Origin of the sequence: Rhodoferax sp., assembly GCF_023700745.1 — a bacterium.
GTDB lineage: Bacteria > Pseudomonadota > Gammaproteobacteria > Burkholderiales > Burkholderiaceae_C > Rhodoferax.
The window spans coordinates 69,621-92,571 of record NZ_JAMPYG010000007.1 but is presented as its reverse complement, the minus strand read 5'-3'; the positions used below and the strand labels follow the sequence as shown (position 1 = coordinate 92,571).

The window sequence follows — 22,951 nt, the reverse complement described above, 5'->3', positions numbered from 1 at the left end:
TCGGACTGCCTTCACCAACGACGTCTACGGCGTCGCCGTCAGCGGGTCCTTCGCTGGCGGCGGGTCCGTCGCAGTAGCGGTGGCGTATGCCGAGTCGAGTGTGTCGCTGAACGGCACGGTACGCACGCGCATCAGTGACAGCGACGTCGACGCTGGCGTCGACGTCAGGGAAACCGCGCTGGCTGACAGCACGGTCTCGTCCAACGGCAAGGGGGTGGCCATTTCCGTGTCGGTGGCTGGCGGCTTCGCGCTGTCCGGCGCTGGCGCCGGGGCGATCGTCAACAACACGATTAGCCAGATTGTCGAGGCCGACATCCTCGGGGCCTCTTCCGATGTTGACGCGCTGAAGGGCGTGACAGCGGGTGGCGCCGTGATCGTGAAAGCGACCGACTCGATCCACAGTACGGCCGATGCCACGGCGGCATCCGTGTCGATTGCCGCCGGCTTTGCGGCGAGTTCGCTCGCCATTTCAGCTGCGGAGGCGTCCAACACGCTGGCCGGAACCACCAGCGCCGTGATCGACAACAGCCTCGTGCGGGCCACCACTGGTGAACTCACGCTTTTGGCCAGATCCGAGAGCGAACTCTTCGCCACGCCCGATGCCTACGCGATTGCGGGGGCCGTCGGCCTCGGCGGCGCCGTCGGCGGCGCGGGTGCGAGCGGGACGAACATCGTCACGCGCACGACGAAGGCCCAGGTGCGCAACAACTCGGATGTGCGTGCGCTTGCCGGCGCGATGAAGGTCGAAGCGCATGACCGGCTAAGTGCCACGGCCGACGTCAATGCTGCGACCGTTGCCGGCGGTCTGTCCGCCTTTGCCGCGGGCATCGCGCTCGCTGAGAACACCATTTCCTCGGTGACTGTCGCGTCGGTCGAAGACAGTACCGTTAAGTCGGGCGCTGGCGACCTGCAGATCATCGCCGACAGCAAGCAGAACTCTCTTGACGTCGATACTGGCAAGGTCGACACCAAGGCCGACGCGGCTGCCGTGGCTTACGGCATCGGCGGCGCTGCCGCGGGGGCGCGTGCGGTGGAAATTATCAAATCCGACGTCCAGGCCTTTGCCCGGAACGCGACGCTGCTGGCCAGCGGGGCCGTGGAGGTGGATGCGGACAGCGACCATACGGTCACGCCGGAAGTGATCGGCTTCTCGGCTTCGATGGTCGGGTTTGCCGTCTCTGCGATCGAGTCGATCGGCATGATCGAAGGCGCCACGCGTGCTTACATTGACGGCAACACCACCGTGACGACCGGCGACGAAACCTCTGTCACGGCCGACAGCCTCGCGCATGCCAAGCCGACGGGTACTTCGATCTCCGTGGGCGGCGTTGGCATCGGTGGCGCGCTCGCGATCATGGATGCACAGGTGAACCGCGTGACCGAGGCCTATGTGGGCCGGCACGCCGAGACGACACAGGTCGCCGACACCCGGCTTGACCGGCTCCACCTCGCGCCGCAGGCGTCGCCCTTTGTGACCGGCGAAATCGTGACCTATTCGTCTGGTGGTGGCACGGCCATCGGTGGTCTGACCAGCGGCAAGCAGTATTACGTCATTGCCGGCGATACCGGGCAGATCCAGTTGGCTGAAATCCTGCGCAACCCCGACACCAGCGTCAAGCCATTGGCGCACCAGGACAACCTGAACGGCCGCATTGCGATCAACCTGACGTCCACCGGCAGTGGCGCCAGCCATCAGCTAACTCGCAGCGGCCATCCGAGCGTGTTGTTTAACCCGTCGGCGCTGCTGAACCCGTCGCCGCTCACCATCACGACACTGAACATCGGCACGCACAAGCTCAATGTGCTGGCCAACTCCACCTACGAAGCCCGTGCCGACAGCCTGGCCGGTGGCTTCGGCCTGTTGGCTGGCGCAACGGTCACCAAATCCACCGCCAGCGTGGTCGGCGATACGCTGGCCTATGTGGGCGAAGGCGCAACCGTCGTTGCCGGCGAACTCGATCTCGTGGCGACCTCGAACGACCAGGCCTATTCGCTCAACGAGTTTTACGCCATCGGCGGCGCGGCGGCGCTGAACGTCACCATCGCCGATGCGACCATCGACAGCCGCACCGAGGCCTTCACCGGCGCGCAAGCGGGTGTGGCACCGACGGCTGGCGCGCCAACGATCATCACCCTGACCGATGCGGCCGGCGTGGATGGGCGCGCAATGATCGACGCCAACGGCAACCAGACCGCCGTGGCTGCCGCAGAAGGCCTTGGTGCCTCGTTCGGCATCACGGTCAATGTGCTGCTGCCGACGGCGGATGTGTCGGGCGCGGTGCGTGCCTATGTGGGCGAGAACACCACGCTCGTGGCCGATCGACTCGACATCACCGCCAACGGCGATGTCATGGACGCCACCGCCAACGTGAGGTCGGGCTCGATCTCTGGCTTCGCGTCAGTAAGTCTGCTGTCCTCGTTGGCCAAGGTGACCGGTGAGGTCGAGGCCTTCATCGGCGCGCAGAACGACCGCGGCGCCTCTGCCACTGCAGCGCCCTTGCTAACGATTTCCGGTGGTGATGCCGGTGATGGCGTGGTTGTCGTCGACGCTGACGCGACCATGGATGCGGTTGCCAATACCTATCTTGTAGGCGCGAGCTTTGGTCTGACTGTCAACGCGGCAGAACCGACCGCCGAGCTGAGCGGCAAGACCCGCGCCTACCTGCGCGACGGTGTGGCCGTCACGGCGGACTCGCTCATCGTGGAAGCGGGCAACTCGGGCGACCGCGTGCAGTACAACGCCACCGCCACCACCACCATGATGAGCCTGGGTGGGCTGGCGTCGGTGTCGGTCCTGCGGGCCAATGCGCTGGTCGACGGCACGGTTGAAGCCTATGTCGGTGCGCCGTTCAACGGGCCGGTCACCGGCGGGGCTGGCATCACCGACATCACTGGCGCGGTGACCATCAACGCCTGGTCGGACATGAATGCCACCGCCGGTTTCGGCGATGCTGGCTTCACCGGCAATTTAGGTGGTCTGGCAGCGATCAGCATTTTTGACACGCTGACCGATGTTGCGGGCGTGACCCGGGTCTTTGTGGGGCAGGGCGGCACGCTGCAGGCTAGCACGCTCGATATCAAGGCCGACGGCGACTACGACGCGGTTTCCAACACCCGCGCCTTTGCCGTGTCAGCTGGCGTGGCCGCTTCGCACATCACCGCCAATGCCAATGTGACCGGTACCGTCGACGCCCATGTGGGTTCTGCCGCAGGTGTGACACCGTCTGGCAATGCCGGTGTGGTCGATATCGACGGTCAGGTCAACATCACGGCCATCGGCAATATGCTGGCGACACCCACCGTGGTGAATGTCGGCCTGTCGCTCGTCACGCTGTCGAAGATACAACAGAACGCCAACGTGACCGGCGCCGTGCGGGCCTACGTGGGGCAGGGGGTCGATCTTGATGCGAGCGGCCTGGCCATCCTAGCCGACGCGCCCGAGATGAAGGCCAACGTGGCCGGTGCGAGCATCTCCATCGGCGGCCTCGTCGGCGGCAGCGATGTGACGTCGAATGCCACGGTGAATGGCAAGGTCGAGGCCTTTATCGGCGCCGGCAGCGGCCAGGTGGCCAGCAACGTCACCACCGATGTCAACGTCGGCGGTGGCGCCATCACGGTGGTGGCCGACAGCAACATGCACGCCGTGGCCAACCTGCTCGGCGTGGATGCCGGCGGCGTGATCGCAGTGGGCATCTACAAGCCCACGGCCACGGTATCGGGCACCACGTCTGCCTTTGTGCGTGACGGCGTGAACCTCCTGGCCGGCACGCTCGACGTGAACGCAGGCAAACTCGGTGGTGTCGATCGTGTCGTCAACAAGGCCGAGGCTGAGGCCAAGACGATTGCCGTCTCCTTCTTTGCCAGCGCTGCAGATCTCAAGGCGGTGGCGCAAACCACCGGCATCGTCGAAGCCTACATTGGCGCGCCCGAGGGCGTGAACGCCGGAGGGAAACCGGGCTCCGTGGTCAAGGTGACCGGCGGCACTGATGCCGTTGACATTTCGGCGCGCGGCGACATCGACGCGATTGCACGTGCCCAAGGCGCCGCCGGCGCGGGATTCTTCGGAATCAGTCTTTACAAGCCGACCGCCATTGCGGGCGGCACGACGCGCGCCTACGCTGGGGACGGCGCCGAACTGCGCGTGACGGACCTCAACCTCACGGCCGACGGCGACGCCTTGGCCGATGCCAAGCTGTTCAATGTCACGGTGGCCGGTGGCGTGTCGGTTGCGGGCCTACAGCCCACGGCGCTGACCAGCAACAACGTCGAGGCCTACGTCGGCCGCAACGCCGAGGCGGCGGGACCGTCGCTGGTCGACATCGACATCCTGAGCCAGGACGGCAACACCCGCGGCACCGTCGACGCTGTGGCCACCGGCCGCACCGAGGCGCGCGCCGTCACTGAAGGCTTCAACATCGCGGGCCTGGTGGGCGTGTCGATCACCACGGCCGTCGCGGACATGCAGGGCAAGACCCGCGCGTACGTCGGCAGCTACACGGACCTGACCGCGGGCGCTGTGAACCTCACGGCCTCGGAGGCGACTGCAGCAGCCAATTCGACGGTGAAGAGCACCAGCTTTGGTGGCCTGGTCAGCGTCGACAAGCTGGAGTCGCGGGCGACTGCGAGCCGCATCACGGAGGCCTTCGTCGGCAACGGCTCGATCGTCAACCTCGGCGGCGCCGACCTGACGGCCAACGCCACGACCACCACCGGCGCCCCGATGGCGAACGCCAGCATCGACGCCGCCGGCGGCGCCGGCTTGGTGTCGGTGAGCAAGATGGAAGTGGTTGCCACCGTGGGCGATGGTGCAGGGCAGTCGTCTCGGACGCGCTCTTACATCGGCGACGACACGACGGTGAATTTCACCGACGACGTCACCCTCAACGCCACGTCGAACGTGACCGTCACCGCCGATGTGAACAGCGCCAAGGTCGGCGGGCTGGCGGCCATTTCGTCGACCAAGATCACCGCCAAGGCGGCGCACGACACCGAAGTCTTCATTGGCAGCGGCAGCACCGTGACGATCGACGGCGACCTCGGCATGACCGCCATGGGCACGACGACGGCAGCGCCGCAGTCCAAGAACACTGGCATCGCCGGCGGCGTCTCGCTCGCCGCTGCAACGGTTAAGACCGAACTCGACAGCGACACCCGCGCCTACATCGGCAAGGGCGGCACGACTTCTGCCGCCAGCATCACGCTGCTGGCGGATGGCAACTACACCGCAACCGCCGCAGCGCTCAACACGGGCGCGGCAGGGCTGGCCACCGTGAGCCTGCTCGACGTGCAGGTGGTCGACAACGGCGGCGCCGAAATCCGCATCGGCGCCGAAGAGGGCGACGCCAATCAGGGCACGACCACGATCACCTCCCATGTGGGGGGCATCCACCTCGACGCGGATCTGACCACCAATGTGACCGCGATCACGGGCGCCGTGTCGATTGCCGCCGGAGGCACCTTCTCCGGTGCCGACACCAGTGCCACCAACAATGCCCAGGTCATTGGGCGCATCGGCGGCGGCGTTCAGGTCGATTCGGCGACCGATTTCAACCTGCAGGCCAAGCTGGTCGGCAAGTCGGACAGTTCGGCGACCTCGGTCAACGGCGCAGGTGGCGTCTCGATCTCGTCGTCGGATACCCATTCCACCTTCAACGCTGGCGTCGACATCAGCACCGGCACGGGCGGGTCGATCCATGCGGCGCAGAGCGTCGGCATTGTCGGACTCGTGAACTACGACGAAACCTACAACGCCGGCGAAGGCAGGTTCCTGCGCTATACCGATGGCTACGGTGCCTTCGGTTCCGCGGACGCCACCTCTTTTGCGGGTCTGGCTGCAGTCAACACGGTCGTCATCTACATCAACAACACGTCGGCAGTGAGCGTGGAGGTGGGGCAGGACATGTCACTGACCTCGTCGGGCGGCGACATCAACATCGCTGCACGTCACAGCAACGAAGCCTATGGTGCTGCCGATTCCGGGAGCTTCGCCTTTGGCGTCAACGTGGCCAACGTCACGGCCAATGTGTCGACCGGCGGTGCCACGACGCTGACCTTCGAAGGCGACGTCGGAGACGGCACGATCGCGGCAGCGCAGGACATCAACTTCGACGCCATCGCGCTGTCGACCAGCAATTCGACCATGGCAGCCAATGGTGGCTCGCTGCTCGGCGACTTCCGCAACGGCGCGGCGAACGCGACCACGGTGCACACCATGAACGCCACGTTCGGCGGCACCGGCAGCGTGATGCGCGTGAGCCACGACATCATTGGCATGGCGAACCTGCTGACGGATGCCGATGCCTATGGCCGCGCCAGCGGCGGCGGCTTTATCAGCGACAGCTCGGTGGTGACCAAGGCGGGCGCCACCGGAACGGTTAACTTCACCGTGGGCAACACGCAGCAGGTCGAGGCCGGCAACAACATCACCCTGACCGCCTTGCAAGGCGGCACCGGTGGCAATGTATCGGATGGCACGGTGACCGGATCGAGTGATTCGGGCAACTACATCGACTTCGGCAAACCGCACAAGCTCAGCGATGGCTCGGTCGTCACCTGGACCGGCACCACCGGTGGCGGTCTGGCGGCGAACAAGGAGTACACGGTCGTCGTGCGCGATGCCAACACGGTCTATCTCGGTGCCGACTTCAACACGGGCGCCGTGAACACGACCTACGACACGATCTACATCCCGAGCCATACCTTTGTCGATGGCGACCAGGTGATCTATGACGCCAATGGGGGCAGCGCCATCACCGGGTTGACCAACGGCGTCAAGTACCAGGTTAAGGTGGTCGACGTCGACCACATCAAGCTGCAGACCATCGGCTTCGTCGAAGTGACCGACACCTTTACACGCGGCATGATTGACGACGCCAACGACAAGATCCTGGACGCCAGCACGCCATTCAGCAATGGCGACGTGGTGACCTATCACCCGGCCGCAGCGCGCACCTTTGTTTCTGCCTTCGTCGACGCGAATGTCACGCTCGACGATCCAAACACCGATGCCAACGAGTACTCGTCCACCCAGGACTTCGTCAATATGGGCCGGATTTATCTGCCGAATCACGGCTTCGTGAACGGCGAAGAGGTGATCTACACCGCCGTGGACGGCGTCAACGTTGCCGGACTGATCAGCGGTCACCACTATTGGGTCATCAATGGTGGCAGCTTTAACGGCAACGTCGGAACGGCGTACAACTTCAACGGCAACTACATCCGGTTGGCCGCGAGCTATGCCGATACCCAGGGCTATATCGATAACAACGGGACGGTCGACGACGGCGACCCGGACAATGGCGACGAAACCGCAGATGATTTCTACGTCGCGCCGGTCGTTCTCAACCTGTCCTATTCGAGCAGCCTCTATGGGCATTCGCTTCTGGGCGTTGGTGAGCAGACGCTGAGCAACCTGACCCCGGGCCGTGCCTATTACGTGATCAACAAGGACGCTGCGGGTTACCAGTTGTCGACCGATGGTGTGAATGCGGTTCAGCTCAACTTGAGCGGCAATACCTACGGCATCGGCAGCCATTCGCTGGTCAAGGAGAGCATCGACCTGACGGGTACCGGTACCAGCGGTCAGAAGCTGATCTACGACATCACCAGCAACTCGATCTCGGGCCAGTTCGACGGTGTCGGCGGTGCCGCAGGGTTCAACCTGCCGGAGTCTGCCGACGGTGTCGTCACCGGATCGGCCGGCGGCGGCAGCGGTGGTGCCTGGAACAACAAGGACTCCAGGACCTATGCCAGCCAGGTCGTCAGCACCAATTTCACCGTGCTCGCCGGTGCCGACTTGTACGCCAAGAATGTCACGATCACCACCGACAGCCGCATGGGCGCCGTGGCCACTGCCGATGGCGCCGGCGGCGGTGGCATCTCTCTCGAAGGCTCTGAGGCCTACGCCAGGGGTGTGAACACCAGCCTGATCGACATTGCTACCAACGCCAGGATCGAGGCCGTGGACACGCTGACCGTCAGTGGCAAGCTCAACTCCTATGTGTCGAGCCAAGGCCAATCCAGCAGCGGAGGCCTCGGTGCCGGCTCCAACGGCCGCGCCGAATCGTACCTGTACTTCGGTGTCGACCAGAAGATCAACGGTGATTTGACTGCCGGTGGTGCGTTGCTCATCGAAAACAAGGTCGACAACAATGCCACGGCGAATGCCGAAGCCTATGGCGGCGGGCTCGGTGTCAGCACCAACGTCACGGCGATCGCCAGAGTCTACGGCGCCGACTTTATTGATCCCGCGTCATCGATATGGAACAACCAGAAGGTCACGCTGCAGTCAGCCACTTACTACAACCAGTTCAAGGGCGCCGAGATCACGCTGCAGGGCAGCGCCGATCTGATCGGCGACACGGTCACGCTCAACTCCGAGATCGTGCGCAACCGCGCCAGCGCCACCACCAACACCACCGCCGGTGGTGCCGGCGGCGCAGCGGTGGCGCATTCGACAGCGGAGATCAACAGCGACAGCGTCGTCGTTCTCGCGAACAGTTCGAATATTCGCGCCGACGACGCGATCCTGATCCAGTCGATCTACTCCAAGACCGACAACTACGCCCGTGCCAAGGCCCGGCTCTACGCCATTGGCGGATCGACCACCGGTGACGCGAATGCGAACGTGACCAACAACGCCAAGATCGAGGGCTACTGGGAAGCCGTGTTGAGGGCCACCAACGTCGACGTGAATGCGCTCGACTACAACTTCAGCAACACGCGTGACAGCAATCCGGGCGGTGTCTACATCGGCCCGGCCCACCACAACGGAAGCTCGTCGACAACCCGCCAGCGCGACATCTTCTGGGAATCGCACGTCTACCTGTTGGGCGAGCCCAATCCGGAATTGGTGATCGACAAGGACGGTGTAATTCAGTCGCTCAGCAACATCACTTTCCTGGGCGTCAATGCCGGCAAGGGCATCGGCGACATACTGGTCGCCTCCGATCCGAGCAACCCACAAGTCATCCTGGACGACATCGTCTACGACACGGCGGGCAAGCTGACCTTCTACGCCAACGCGATCTCGGGGCATAACGGCCGCATCTGGGGCAATCATGGGCTAGTCGACAGCCAGCGCAGCTGGGACTCGGTGTACATCGAGAACAACAGCGAGTTTGATCTGGTGGTCAACCACATCGACACGCTCGACGGCTCCTCGGTCGTTGACATCAAGGTCGACACCATCCCCTACAACGCGGCCTCGACCAACAACGTCAGCCTCAGTGCGAGTGCCTTTGGAGACACCTTCGAGTTCGACGTGAACCTGCGCCACCCGCAGACCGACGTCAAGATCCTGAACCTGGCTGGCAACGGCGTGCCCGACAGCGACATCCTGCTGTACCGTGGCATCGAGAACACGCTGGGCTTCACGACCATCACCAACGAACGCGGCAACATCCGTGTCGACGAAGCGGCGCTGGTGGCACAACAAAGTGCGGTCGAGTATGGCGACCTGTTCCTGGATACCCACCCGCTCAGCGGCCACGCCTACGATGAAGGCTTGATCCGCACCAACACGCTTGACGTGGTGGCCACGGGTGACATCGGCAATCAGAACGCGACGGGCGGCGTTCGCAAGGCCTTGGAGGTCGAGCTGATCCGCATCACGCATGCGGTAGAGGCGCACCAGACGCCAACCCTGCGGCAGGTCCATCTCAATGCAGAGGCCGGCAGCGACGCCGTGCTTGACATCGCATTCAGCGACCGCTCGCTGGCCTCGGCGGCCACCTTCCTCACGGTGACCATCGACAAGATCACGGCCGGCGATGACGTCGACGTGGTGATCAATGACTCCCGTGCCGGCGACAACCTGTCCGATATCGATGGTGTGCAGGTCAGCACCTATTACCCGCTGGTGAACCTGACCACCAAGCAGGCGTATTCGGGCGAATACTACGATCACTTCCACCCCGACGTGACCGGCATTTCGCTCTACAACTTTGTGCGCCGCAGCCTGGGCACGACCTTCACGGAAGTGGATTCCAGCTACACCTTCACCGAGGTGCGTGCCGGCGACGACATCAACATCGGCCATGTCAACGGCACCGACAGCTACACCGGCGACGAGAACAAGACCTACCGCACCACGTCGATCGGCAGCGTTGCGCTCTATGGCTCCGTGGTGGACAACGACACGCCCGATACCACGATCAACTTCCTGATCAATACCGACGTCGATTGGGCCGGAAAACAGCCCGACAGCGAGGTCGAACAGATCTGGCTGACCACCAATGGCTGGATCACGGCGACCGAGCTGGCGGGCGACATGCTGGTCGGTCACATCAACTCCACCGGGGCCGACGTGACCCTGTATGCGGGTGGCCGCATCATCGACGCCGACACCGATGTCGGCGCCGCGGCGACCGTCGACGTGTCGGGCGTAAACATTTATCTGTACTCGGGCGCCAACGTCGGCGAGACGCCGCAGACAGCCGGCGGCATCGGCGCGGCCGACGACTTCCTGGAAATCAACGTCGACCGCACCAATGCGGTGACGTCGGGAATGCTGTATGCCTACGACAACAACGCAAGCGCGGCAACGCACGACGGCATCTTCATCGACGAACTGACCGGCAAGCTGCCGGTCGCAACCGTGCATTCGCTCGAGAACGTATCGCTGCGCACGGTGGCCGGCTCGATCCTTGACGGCGAGGACGACACGGCGGCCGACGTGCTCGGCCGGTCCATCGACCTCGACGCCAACGGCGCGGGTGCCGACATCGGCGCAACCGGCAACGACCTCGAGATCGACTCGCGCCGCGGTTCGGCTGCAGCCGGGCTCAATGCCGCCGGCGACGACGTGGCCCTGGAAGCCACGGCCGGCATCTACCTGAGCGAGACCGATCAGGAACTGCGGCTGGTGCTTGCGCACAACTACACCGGCAACATTCGCCTGACGGTGCGTGACAGCAGCGATCACGACGAGGATCTGGAGCTGATCGACCACGGCAGCGCGCGCTTTGCGGAGAGCATCAGCCGGCTGCCGGGCGAGCAGGCCGATGCCGAGCGCATCATCGGTCACGGCACGATCTTTGCCGAAGGCGGTTCGGTCACCCTGTACGTGGGCGACGACATTGAATTCGACGCCAACGCCGACGTGCTGGCCAAGAGCACGATCGACATCTACGGTGACGCCAGTGCTGTCGACGGCTTGTTAGGCGACACCAACGGTGACGGCGTCGTCGATGGGTCCGACGGCGACCCGGATGTGCATTACGGCACGAACATGATCCTGCGTGGCCGCATCATTGCGAATGCGACCGTCACGGCGGGCAACCAGATCGACGACCCGGCCATGGGCACGGCAGCGCCGACCTACAGCGCACCGGGCAGCGTGATCACCCGCATCTTCGGCAACGACGATGTCGATACCATCCAGTTCGGCGACACCACCGGCAGCGCCGGCGGCACGGGGCAGAACAGCGACGGCTACATCTTCCTGGGTTCGAAGACGCGGGCCCATGGTTCGCAGACGACATCGGTCCTGCCGACCGACAACGACGGCGAGGACCGCTTCAAGGTCTTCTTCCTGCAGGACACCGCGACGGTCACTTCGCCGTCGATGCTGAGCAATCCCGATGGCAGCGGCTATGGGCCGGATCTCACCGACATGGAGCGCCAGAACGCCGAGCACACGCTGACGCTCGATGGCCAGGCCGACACCGACACCTATGAGGTCTTTACGCTCGGCTCCAACGGCGTGGACGACCGCAACTACATCATCAACGTGCTCGACACCGGCGGTGAACACGACGGCGTCGACGAACTGACGATCTATGGGCTGGACAGCCCGCAGTCTGGACTCGACGGCAACGGCAACCCGTACACCACCGACGACATCTTTCTGCTGCGCGCGGCATCCTACCTGCCCAATGAGACGGCCGACCGGCCCGGTTATGTGGCCCTGCTGCACGGCAGCCTGGGCGCCTACCAGGACGTGGTGCAGTTCAATGAGGACAGCGCCGAGGTCCAGCGCATCAACTACGACACCGGCATCAACGGCCGGCTGATGGTCGAAGGGCGCGGCGGCAACGACGCCTTCTTCACCGACGACACGACCGTGATCACCACGCTCGACGGCGGCGAAGGCGACGACTCGTTCCAGATCGGCCAGATCTTCGGCGAGAAGCGCAACATCGGTGACGGCAACCTGCTGGCGCAGGACGTCTTCCCCGAACTGGTGGCGACCACGCGCGGCTGGCTGTCGCAGGGCATCTCGGCGCCGCTGGTGGCGCAGGGCGGCAGCGGCAACGACACCTTCCGCGTCTACTCCAACCAGGCCGAACTGCGCCTGGAGGGAGACGACGACAACGATCTGTTCATTGTGCGCGCCTTCGCGCTCGCCGCGACGACCGACTTTGACTTCAACGGCGACGGCACGATCGACGCCAAGGACCTCGACGCGGGCGTGCAGGTCATGAAGGCGCTGCAGACGATCCAGTTCGGCGTCAACGGCGTCGAAGGCGGTGACGACCTGACGGTGGCGGCATCGCTCACGGCCCTGACGCAGACGAGTCTCCCGCTCTACATCGGACGCACGGGGTACAGCTTTGCCACTTGGAAGTCCGACCTGCAAGCCCAGCTGGCCGTCGACGGCGTCACGCAGTTCGACATCAACGACGACGGCGGCATCAACTACCTTGACCTCAATCTGACCGCGACCGTGACCGACGACGAGATCGTGCTCGATCCGGACGGTGTCGCCGTGCCACAGATCGGGCTAGGATTCTCGGTGGCGCAGGCGCCTGACATCCGCACCGGCGGCGGGCAGGACGAGGTGCGCTACAACGTCAATGCGCCGGTTTCGGTGGACGGCGGTACCGGATTCGACAAGCTGGTGATCCTGGGCACCGAATTTGCCGACGACATCGTGATCCGCAAGGACGGCATCTTCGGCGCCGGCCTGAACGTGCGCTACAGCAACGTTGAGGTGGTGGAAGTCGACGGTCTGGAGGGCGACGACGAATTCTTCGTGCTCTCCACCGCCTTTGGCGTGTCCTACCGCGTCATCGGCGGCCTGGGTTCCGACACCATCAACGTCGGCGGCGACGTGGTCGAAGACATCATCACGCGCGAACTCGAAGGTGCCTCGGGCGCGGTCGACCACCTGGTCACTTCGCTTGACCCGCTCTACAACGGGCTGGTCGCCGACGGCTTCGACTACAACGTGGCGCGCAATGGCGAAGGTCTCGTGGTCATCAACGAAGAGGCCGATACGGCGAGTAAAGGCCGAACGGTGGTAGGTGAAGTGTCGGATCTGACCAAACAGTACGCCGACTTCTACACGGTGCGCCTGGCCGAAGCACTGACCGGAACCGACGTGGTCTACGTGACGGTCTCTGCCGCGCGCTCGCCGCAGGAGGAACAGGACGACACGCTCGTCAATCCGACACCGCTTTCCAACGGCAAGGGCGAGTCGATTTGGCTGTCGACCAGTGGTCTGGCCGGTGCCCAGCTCAATAACTACGCGGGCCTGCAGACGAAGGCCGACGACGGCTTCATGCACAAGATTGTGGTCAATGGCCAGGACGTCTGGGTCTCGAACAACGCGATCACGCTCAAGTTCGACGCCAGCAACTGGAACAGCGAGCAGAAGGTCTATGTGTTCGCGCCGGACGACACGCGCTCCGAAGGCGAGCGCGTCACGGTGATCCAGCACTCGGTGATCTCGAATGTGGACAAGTACGACGCCATCGACGTGCGCAACGTCGAGGTGTCGGTGCGCGACAACGACACCCCTGGCATGTTCGTCAAGGAGGTCGATGCAGCCGGCAACGACGACGGTCGCACGTTGGTGGTCGAGGGCAGCGGCACGACGCAGCTGACCGACGAGATCCAGCTCACGCTGGCCAAGGCGCCGGCCACCGACAAGACGGTGGTTGTCGACATCGTGCTGAACGACTTTGCCGACAAGGCGATCCAGTTCTACAACATTGCCACCGACAGCCGTCTGAATATTTTCGCCAGCCCGATCTACGACGCGGTCAACGACCGCGTGGTGGTCGGCCAGGTGACGTTCACCGACGCCAACTGGAAAGACCCGATCCGCGTCGGCGTCCAGGCGCGCGATGACTTCGTGCGCGAAGACGCGCAGATTGCCGTGGTCGAGTTCGAACGGAACGCTGACACAACCGATGCCAGCTATGTGTTCCCCAACCTGCGTTCCGGCCTGCAACTGCTGGACATCGAGGTGGTCGACAACGAGACCTCCGGCGCCGTGGTGTTGGAAAGCGGCACCGGCACGCAACTGATCCCGGCACCGTCGGGCCAGAACGACACTTACACCATCCGCCTGACCCGCGAGCCGGGTGACGAGGTGCGGGTAGCCGTGCTGACCGACGGCCTGGCCGATGTGGTCAAGATTGGCAGCGTCGACATCACGCCGGAAGACTACGCGGTGATCGGCGGGCTGCAGGCCACGCAGATGTTCAACGGCAAGGTCGTGTTCGGCACCGAAGGCGGCCACATGACAATCACGCGCGGCGAAGGCTCGGATCTCGGCAACTTCATCGACGAAGGCTTCTCTGGCGTGAGCGAGGCCGCGAACGAGGTGTTCAGCGGCGTGCTGAGCTTCGGCACTTCGGGCGGCAACCTGGCCCTGAATGCCACGGACCTGGGCGCGCTCGGCTTCGGCATCGGCGACAAGATCCGCGTCGACGCACTGTCGACCGGCAACTTCGATGCCAACAACGACGACTACACCGTGCTGTCCATCAGCGCGAACCAGATCGTGCTGAGCCAAACCGGCACCTGGGCCACGCCGGGCGCAACCGCCACGGCCGTGAGCCTGAGCGAATTCGTGCCGGTGGAAGGCCAGCGCATCCGCCTCGGCGGCAGCTACGTGGCCGACGAGCTCTTCAGCGCCCCGCTGACCTTCGGTGACGACGGCGCCAACTTGATGTTGGCACGCACCGCAGGAGACTTCGTCGCCGATGGCTTTGCCGTCGGGCAGAAGATCCGCATCGACGCCACGGGTGGGTTCTCTGGCAACGACGGCGACTACGAGGTCCTCTCGGTCGACGCGCTTGAGATCAAGCTCACGGCGCTGGTGGCCAATCCTTGGGCGACAACCGGCACGACGACCGAGGCTGTTGCAGTCAGCAACCTGGTCAACAACGACGGCGACTACCAGATCCTGTCGGTCTCGGCCGATGGCCAGACCATCGTGCTGACGGCGACGGGTTCGTGGGCCGAAGAGGGCGAGACCGCCGACCCGATCGTGCTGAGCGACCTGACCGAGAAGACCATCTTCGCAGGCACGGTGTCGTTCGGCGAAGTGACCGACATCAACAGCTTCCCGGGCCAGTTCATTGACCGGGGATTGACCGGTGCACAGCAAGGCTGGCTGGCCGAGGGCTTCCTGGAAGGCATGTGGGTTCGGATTGTCAACACAGACAGTCCGGATGGCGAGGGCACGCGCAACATTGAGGCCAAGATCCAGTTGATCCGTGGCGACAACGACAGCCAGGACGCCAAGCTGCAGTTGATCCATGTGACGATCGACGGCACGGAGTCCGACCTGGATGCCACATGGCTCGGCACAGGCTCGCACAACGTGACGGTGGTGCGCATTGCGCCAACCGTCACCTTCAGCGGCGGCGACGAGTCGGCAAGCGATGCCTGGTACAAACAGCAGACCGTCGAGCTGGCGGCCGACGTGGACTACATCGTTCCGCCAATGCGCGACGGCGTGAAGATCTTCCCGGTCTCCACGCATCTGCTGTCCAAGCTGCGCGGCCCGCTGGCCGTCGAAGGCGGCCCGGCGGGGGCCGACCGCTCGCTGACCAACGGCGTCAAGCTGCCGGGCGAAAAAGACGGCTTCCTGATCGCGATTGGCGCGCAGCCGCCCGAAAGCCAGCAGATCGACGTGCTGAACATCTTCAACGATTCGAGCCAGGCCGACACCAGCGGTGTGATGGATCAAACGACGCTGCGCGGCTTCGGCATGGCTGAGGACCTGGTGTTCAAGAACCTCTCCGGCCCGCTGTTCGGCGAAGCCGCCGAAGGCTCTGGCATGATCACCATCCCGGGCGGCATCAGCTTCGGCAAGGTGAACTACGGCTCAAGCAGCGTCGGTACCGATGGCAGCCAGAGCACGATCGAGGTGGTCAACCTGATGCTCGGTCAGGGCAATGACTACATGGACATCAACGGCACGCTCGATCCGGCGCCATTCGTGTCGGCGCAGAACACGTTCGAGTTCTATAACGCTGGCGCGCTGTCGGGCGACGCCTACGACGGCACAGCCAGCATCCGCCGCGCCGGCTTCGACTGGAAGGCGCAGGGCTTCCTGCCCGGCCAGTCGGTGACGATCCAGGGCCTGACGGGCACGTGGACGGTGCTGTCGGTCGAGGACGATGTTTATCGCGACGGCAATGGCGACGTGGTGATGGTCGGCGGCGTGCCGCTGCGCAATCCGAACGACAACTCCATCCTGCGCCTGGTGCAGACGTCGCTTGGCGTGTCGAACTTCACCGGCGAACGCAAGATCGTCGCGGTCGATGCCCCGGTGCTCGAATCCGTCACGTACAGCGTGGCCTACACGACCACCGGCGCGATCCTGACGCGCAGCGGGAACTGGGAAGACCACGGCTTCCTGGAAGGCCACCTGATCCACATCGGCGGCAGCCTCACGGCCGAAGGCAGCTTCGGCGACGCGCCGACCTACCGCGTGCTGAAGATCGATGGCAACACGATGGAGGTGCTGGGCACCCCGATCGCCAGCGCGAGCAGCGTCACCAGCAACATCTGGGTGCAGGGCCCGCACGGCGGCCTGACCGTGGTGCATGGCGGCGGCAACCTGCCGGTGCAGACGATTGGCGATTACGAGACCAAGACGGTCGACAGCGACAACGTGTTGACCCGTATGGATGGCCGTAGCTGGCAGGACGACGGGTACGTGATCGGACAGTTGATCCAGATTGGCGACGAGACCGAAACGCGCGAGATACTGGGCTTTGGCGACACCGGTGACTTTGGCGTCGACACGCCCGATGGCGAATTTGCCACCTGGGGCACCGATGCGGTCCTGATCCTGTCGGGCGATGCCTTCGGCGGCGCCGCAACGATCACCGACATCGACCTGCATCGCTCGATACCGACACGCGTCGAAGTCCAGATTGAGGCGACCCTGTTCGTCGATACGCTGACCCGCGCCGATGGTAGCTGGCTCACTGACGGCTTCACCGTCGGTCAGGTGGTCTATATCGAAGGCTTGCCGGGCAGCTTCACGGTCGCCTCGGTCACTGCGCTCGACCTGGTGCTCAAAGGCGCCGCGATCCAGGACTGCGTCATCAAGGAAGGCAGCCTGATCACGGTCTACCGCATCGACACGCAGTTTGATTCCGGACCGCAGATTGGTGGCGACCACTTCGTCATCGGTCTGGCTGAAGATGCCGATCCCGCCACCAGCGTGCTGGCCGGCCCGAACAGCCCGCTGGTGGTCTATGGCGACACCAGCCAGGACGGCGCGTGGTACTCGGGCCGCAGCTACGATCGGCTCGGGCAAGAGTTCGGCGCCAAGCCGTTCGATCCGTTCCCACACCTGCCCGACGACCAGAACGAGGACAACGAGTGGGTGTTCCCGCTGGCCAACCCCTACGTCTATGCCGGTCATGACATCATCGACGCGCGCGGCCTGTTCGCTGGTGTGGCCATTACCGCGTTGCCCAGCGTGGGCTTCACGGCCTACGGCGGCGCTGGCAACGACTTGATCTACGGCAGCCAGGCGGGTGACCACTTGGCGGGCGGCTCGGGCGACGACACCATCTTTGGTGAAGGCGGCAGCGACCACATCTACGGCGACAGCGGTGTCAACGTCAACATCCTGACGCGCGCGCTGACGATCCCGACTGTCGATGCCAGCCCGGCACCGACCATCGACCCGACGCTCGGCGCGAGCGATCAGACCTTCAAGCCGGTCAAGGTTGGCACGCCGATGCGCGACGACATGATCGCGGGCCAGGACTTCCTGGACGGCAACGGCAGCACCAACCCCGACCTGCCGAATGTGATCTTCGGCGACCACGGCGTGATCACGCAGTATGTCGACGATCCGAACCTGCCGCCCGTGCTGAAGCAGAAGATCCAGACGACCGAGCTGTCGACCATCCTGTCGATCGTGTCGGCCGAGCCGCAGAACGGCGGCGACGATGTGCTCTACGGCTCGGACATCCCCGATGTCCTCATCGGCGGTGCCGGCCATGACATGATCGACGGGCGTGAGGCCGACGACCTGATCTTCGGCGACAACGTCGAACTCACCCGCATGGGCGGCGCCGACAACAACCTGCTCAACGACATCCTGAACCTGCGCTTCCAGACGCTGGCCGGTACCTATCTGTACAGCCGCTCCGACCGAGTGCTGCCCGCGGGCTACGTTACGGATCCGTTGTATCCGTATCCGGGCGAGCTTGACAGTGGGGTCCTGCTGGTGTCGCTCGACGAGGAAGGCAAGCCGATCCCGCTCGCCTTCCGCGATCCGACCGGGCCGCAATGGTGGTCGGAGTACGAGATCGACTACGCCCAGTACCACACCTTCGACATCGCGATGGGGCTGGCGGGCGTGGGCTCGTTCGGCAACGACTACCTCGCCGGCGGTGCAGACCACGACATGATCTTCGGCCAGTTGGGCCTGGACGTGATCCAGGGCGACGGCTCGATCGACTCGGCGGTGAACGCGCAAGCCCATGTGGGCGCCGCCCGCGAGTCGATTGGTCCGGAGGATCCGGTCGGCCCGCTCACCGTGGTGGACACGGTGACCGTGCGTGGAGCGCTGGCCACAGAGCTGGCCTTCGATGGCGAGGACTACATCGAGGGCGGCGGCGGTCAGGACGTCATCTTCGGCGGCCTTGGCCAGGACGACCTGGTGGGCGGCTCGTCCGACTTCTTCAGCCTTGACGATGACCACGCAATGCTGCTCAATGCCGTGTGGACGGGTGCAAACCTGCGGCCCGACAGCGGCGACATCATCTTCGGCGGCACTGGCGTCCAGATCGGCCGCAACAACGGCTTCGATCCGGGTGTGGCACCTGGAGACCCGGCTGACATCATCGTCACCGACCCGACTGCGCAGTACGGCTCCGACCAGACCGAGCTGACCGACGGCACGCCCAACGCGAACCGCCATGGCCGCGACTCGGACGCGATTGCAGGCGACAACGCGAACATCATCCGGCTGGTGGGCATCAACGGCGTAGACGGCGGCACCAAAAATGCGGACGGGGTCATCGTCAGCAACCTGTACCTGGAGTTCGACTACGACCAGAATTCGTCGGTCGAACAGCGGGGTTCCGAGCGGATCATCGTCCGCGGCATCACCCTGCTCGACTACGTGCCGGGCGGCCCCGGCTTCAACCCCGACCAGTACCTGAGCGCCGACAAGTACGATGACATTCCGGTTGGCTACGACAAGCCGTTCTACACGGACGAGGGGAGTGGTATCACCTATCACCGCATGTCGGTCGACGGGTGCAGCGAGGACTTCTGGGTACGGGTGGACATCGGCGGCAACGACGAGATCCACGGTGAGACGGGTGACGACTTCATCTACGCCGCCGCCGGCAACGACATCGCCTTTGGCGACGCCGACGACGACGACGTCATCGGTGGCTGGGGCCACGACTGGATCTCCGGCGGCACCGGCATCGACGGTCTCCTGGGCGACGACGGGCGCATCTTCACCAGCCGGAACAAGGGCATCAACGAGGTCGGTCAGTACGCTGAGAGCCTCTACGCCGTGGAGGCGCTGCTCGACCGCGACCCGGATACGCGCACCAGCCAGGGCGACGTGCTCAACGAGCTGATCCGCACCCCGGGCGGCGTGCAGACCGAACTGATCAACGTCAAGGACCGCCTCAAGAAGTCGGTCGACCTGGTGCCTTATGGACCCAGCCACACTGCGCTGTTGGGCGGTGAACCCGGCGCGGCCGACGCAGCCTACTCCGACGACATCATCTTCGGCGGCCTGGGCGGCGACTTCATCCACGGCGGCGTCGGCAATGACGCCATCGCAGGCGGCGAGGCGCTCGCGGAAAGCTACTCGGTCCGCATCGTCTCGATGGGCGAGGATGCGAGCGGCAACCCGGTCGACGTGCTGGGCCTGATCAAAATCGACTTCAACTCGCCCTACAACCCGGGCAACGTGCTGCTGTTTGGCGACGGCGATCCGCACTGGAACGAGCCCAAGCCGGTGCAGAGCCGGACCGGCGAGTTCTATCTCTATGACGAGTACGACCCGCGCCGGATCATCCTGTTCGACCGGGCCGACGGGCAGGGCGTGGGTGGCGAAGCTGTCGTCTGGAAGGGGGACGTTTATGACCTCAGCGATCCATACAACCAGGGCTCCCTGCTGCGCTACTTCCTGAATCAGGAGTCGGACGAGGGCGTGAGCCACATCGGCTACGTGGCCTTCAAGCCCGATGGGCAGACGCCCGATCCGACCGTCGATCCGGAATTCCGCCAGAGTGACGGCGACGATGCGATCTTCGGCGACCAGGGCAACGACTGGATCGTCGGCGGCACGGGCCGCGACCACATCTACGGCGGCTTCGGCAACGACCTGATGAACGGCGACGACGTGCTCAGCACGATCGATCCGAACCCGCCGGCGAACAACCCGGGCCAGCTGCCCCTGCACACCACCGATCAGACGCCGGACACCCACTGGGTGTACGAAGACCGCGTCTTCGGCGGCGGCGGTCTGGATATCCTGATCGGCAACACCAAGGGCGATAGACTGATTGACTGGGTGGGCGAGTTCAACAGCTTCATCGTGCCGTTCGCGCCCTTTGGCATCGCCACGGTGAGCCGGCAGGTGCCACCGCACCTGTTCGACTTCCTGTACGCGCAGGCCTACGGCGACGGCAGCGACATTACCCGGAACACTGATACCGGCACCCAGAATCACAGCGAGCGCTATTCCAATGTCACCTTCATGCAAGGCGGCCTGGATGGCGAGATCGCCTTGGTGACTCAGCAGGACCACGGCTACTGGCAGGACCAGACCGGCGGCCCGACCGACCCGCAAGCCGGCAATGTGCCGGGCGGCCGACGCGACGTGCTGCGCAGCTCGGACTTCAACAACGCCTCGATGGACCTGTTTGTCCGGGATACGGGCAACTTCAGCGTGGCCAGTGGACGCTTGCAGATGTCGGCTGCCAGCGGCCAGCAGGCCTCGGCCTTCTACAACCTGGACGCCTACCTGCCGACCTACTACGAGGTCCGGGCCAAACTGTCGGCTGACAAGGCGCAAAGCGGCTTCAAGTCCAATGCCTACATCATCTTCGACTACCAGTCGGACCTGGACTTCAAGTACGCCGGCATCAACATCTCGACCAACAAGATCGAGATGGGGTATCGGGATGCGACGGGATGGCATCAGGTCGTTCAGTCGAACAAGCCGGTGCAGCTGAAGCCCGGTACCCAGTACGACGTGCTGGTGGCGGTCAACCGGACGAATGTGACGGTGCAGGTGGCCGGGGTGAACTGGTTCAGCTACACCTTTGCGCCGGTGCTCGACGAGATGGGTCAGGCGATCCCGCTGAACCGGGGCCTGGTCGGAGTTGGCACCAACAGCGGCAAGGCCAGCGTGGACAACTTCGCGGTTCAGGTGCTGCCACCCGCGTTCACGCTCGATGTGACGCAGGACTTCAGTAGTGCGGATGCGGTCGGCGCTTTCATGGTCGAGTCCGGAAGCTGGGCTGTGAAGGGCGACAAGTATGAAGCCTCTGCTACGGCCAGCGATTTGCCGGCACTCAGCTTGGCCAATTTTGGCACCGAACTGCAGGCGAGTTCGATCCTCGAACTGCAGGCCAAGGTGGCAACGTCATCGGTGGCCGGCATTGCGTTCGACGTCTACTTGGCAAATGACTACAAGTTCGTGGCGATCGACGTTGTGGGCGACCGGGTGGTCGTTGGTCATGTCACCTCAAAGGGTGGCATCGCGATCGATATGAGCTGGGCGCGCACGCTCGACGCGGGCACCACTTACACGCTGAAGCTGACCACCAACGGCGCCTCGGTTGGCATTTCCCTCAATGGTGCACTAGTCGGAACCTACGGATTCAACTCGGTGCTGGTCGACGGCCGGTTCGGCCTGATGAGCCGGCTCGGCACGACCAGCTTCGACGACTTTGTGATCCGCACCAACGACCCGGCCTTCAAGGTCGCGACGACCACGACGGCCTCGCTGATGGCCGAGTCGGTGGCCGAGCACGCCAAGGGTGCGCGGGTGACCGCGGCCCAGGCCGAGGCGCTGCTGGACGAAGCGCTGAGCCGCCTGAGCCTGACTGAGGACCCGGCCCTGCTGGCCGCGCTGGCTGATGTGACGGTGCGCATTGATGACCTGGACGGCGCTGAATTGGGCCACTACGAGGACGGCGTGATCACCATCGACATCGATGCCGCCGGCCACGGCTGGTTTGTTGACCACACCCCCGGTGATGATCGCGAGTACCAGTCTCTGGATGGCATGTTGCTGGCATCCAACGGTGTGGCGGCCGGACGTGTTGATCTGCTCAGTGTGATTGCACACGAACTGGGACACGCCGCTGGTATGGATCACCTTGAAGCCGGTCTGATGTCGGAAACACTGGCCACCGGTACCCGCACGATCCCGGCTACTACGTCGATCACGGCGGTTACACCCCTGGCTCCACAAATTGACCCTGTGAGCGTGATGCGTCCGGTGGATGTGATGCGAAGTGAACCTGACATCCCGGGCGTCCTGCCCGCAGCCCCCAGGATCGACTGGACCAACTTCCATGCCGACCCGACACCCCTGATCGTGCTGCCCAGCCCGGCCAGGGCACCGGCATGGCAGAGTGACTTTGTCAACCATCTGGCCCGTACCGAGGCACAGCGCAACCCTAACGCGAACCTGCGGGTTCAAATTAATGTTGCGCCCAAGCTGACAACGCCTTTGAGCGCGCTGCATTCCATCGTATGA

The 22,951-nt window shown here is 64.3% G+C and carries 1 protein-coding gene (running past one end of the window); it reads left to right on the top strand.

All coding sequences use genetic code 11. The features are described from left to right. Positions 1 to 22,951, top strand: the 3' portion of a protein-coding gene (locus tag NDJ10_RS07890) for an LEPR-XLL domain-containing protein (RefSeq protein ID WP_296160870.1). 18,977 nt of this gene lie to the left of the window's left edge; only the last 22,951 of its 41,928 coding nucleotides appear in the window; its start codon lies off the left edge, out of view; it ends in the stop codon at positions 22,949 to 22,951.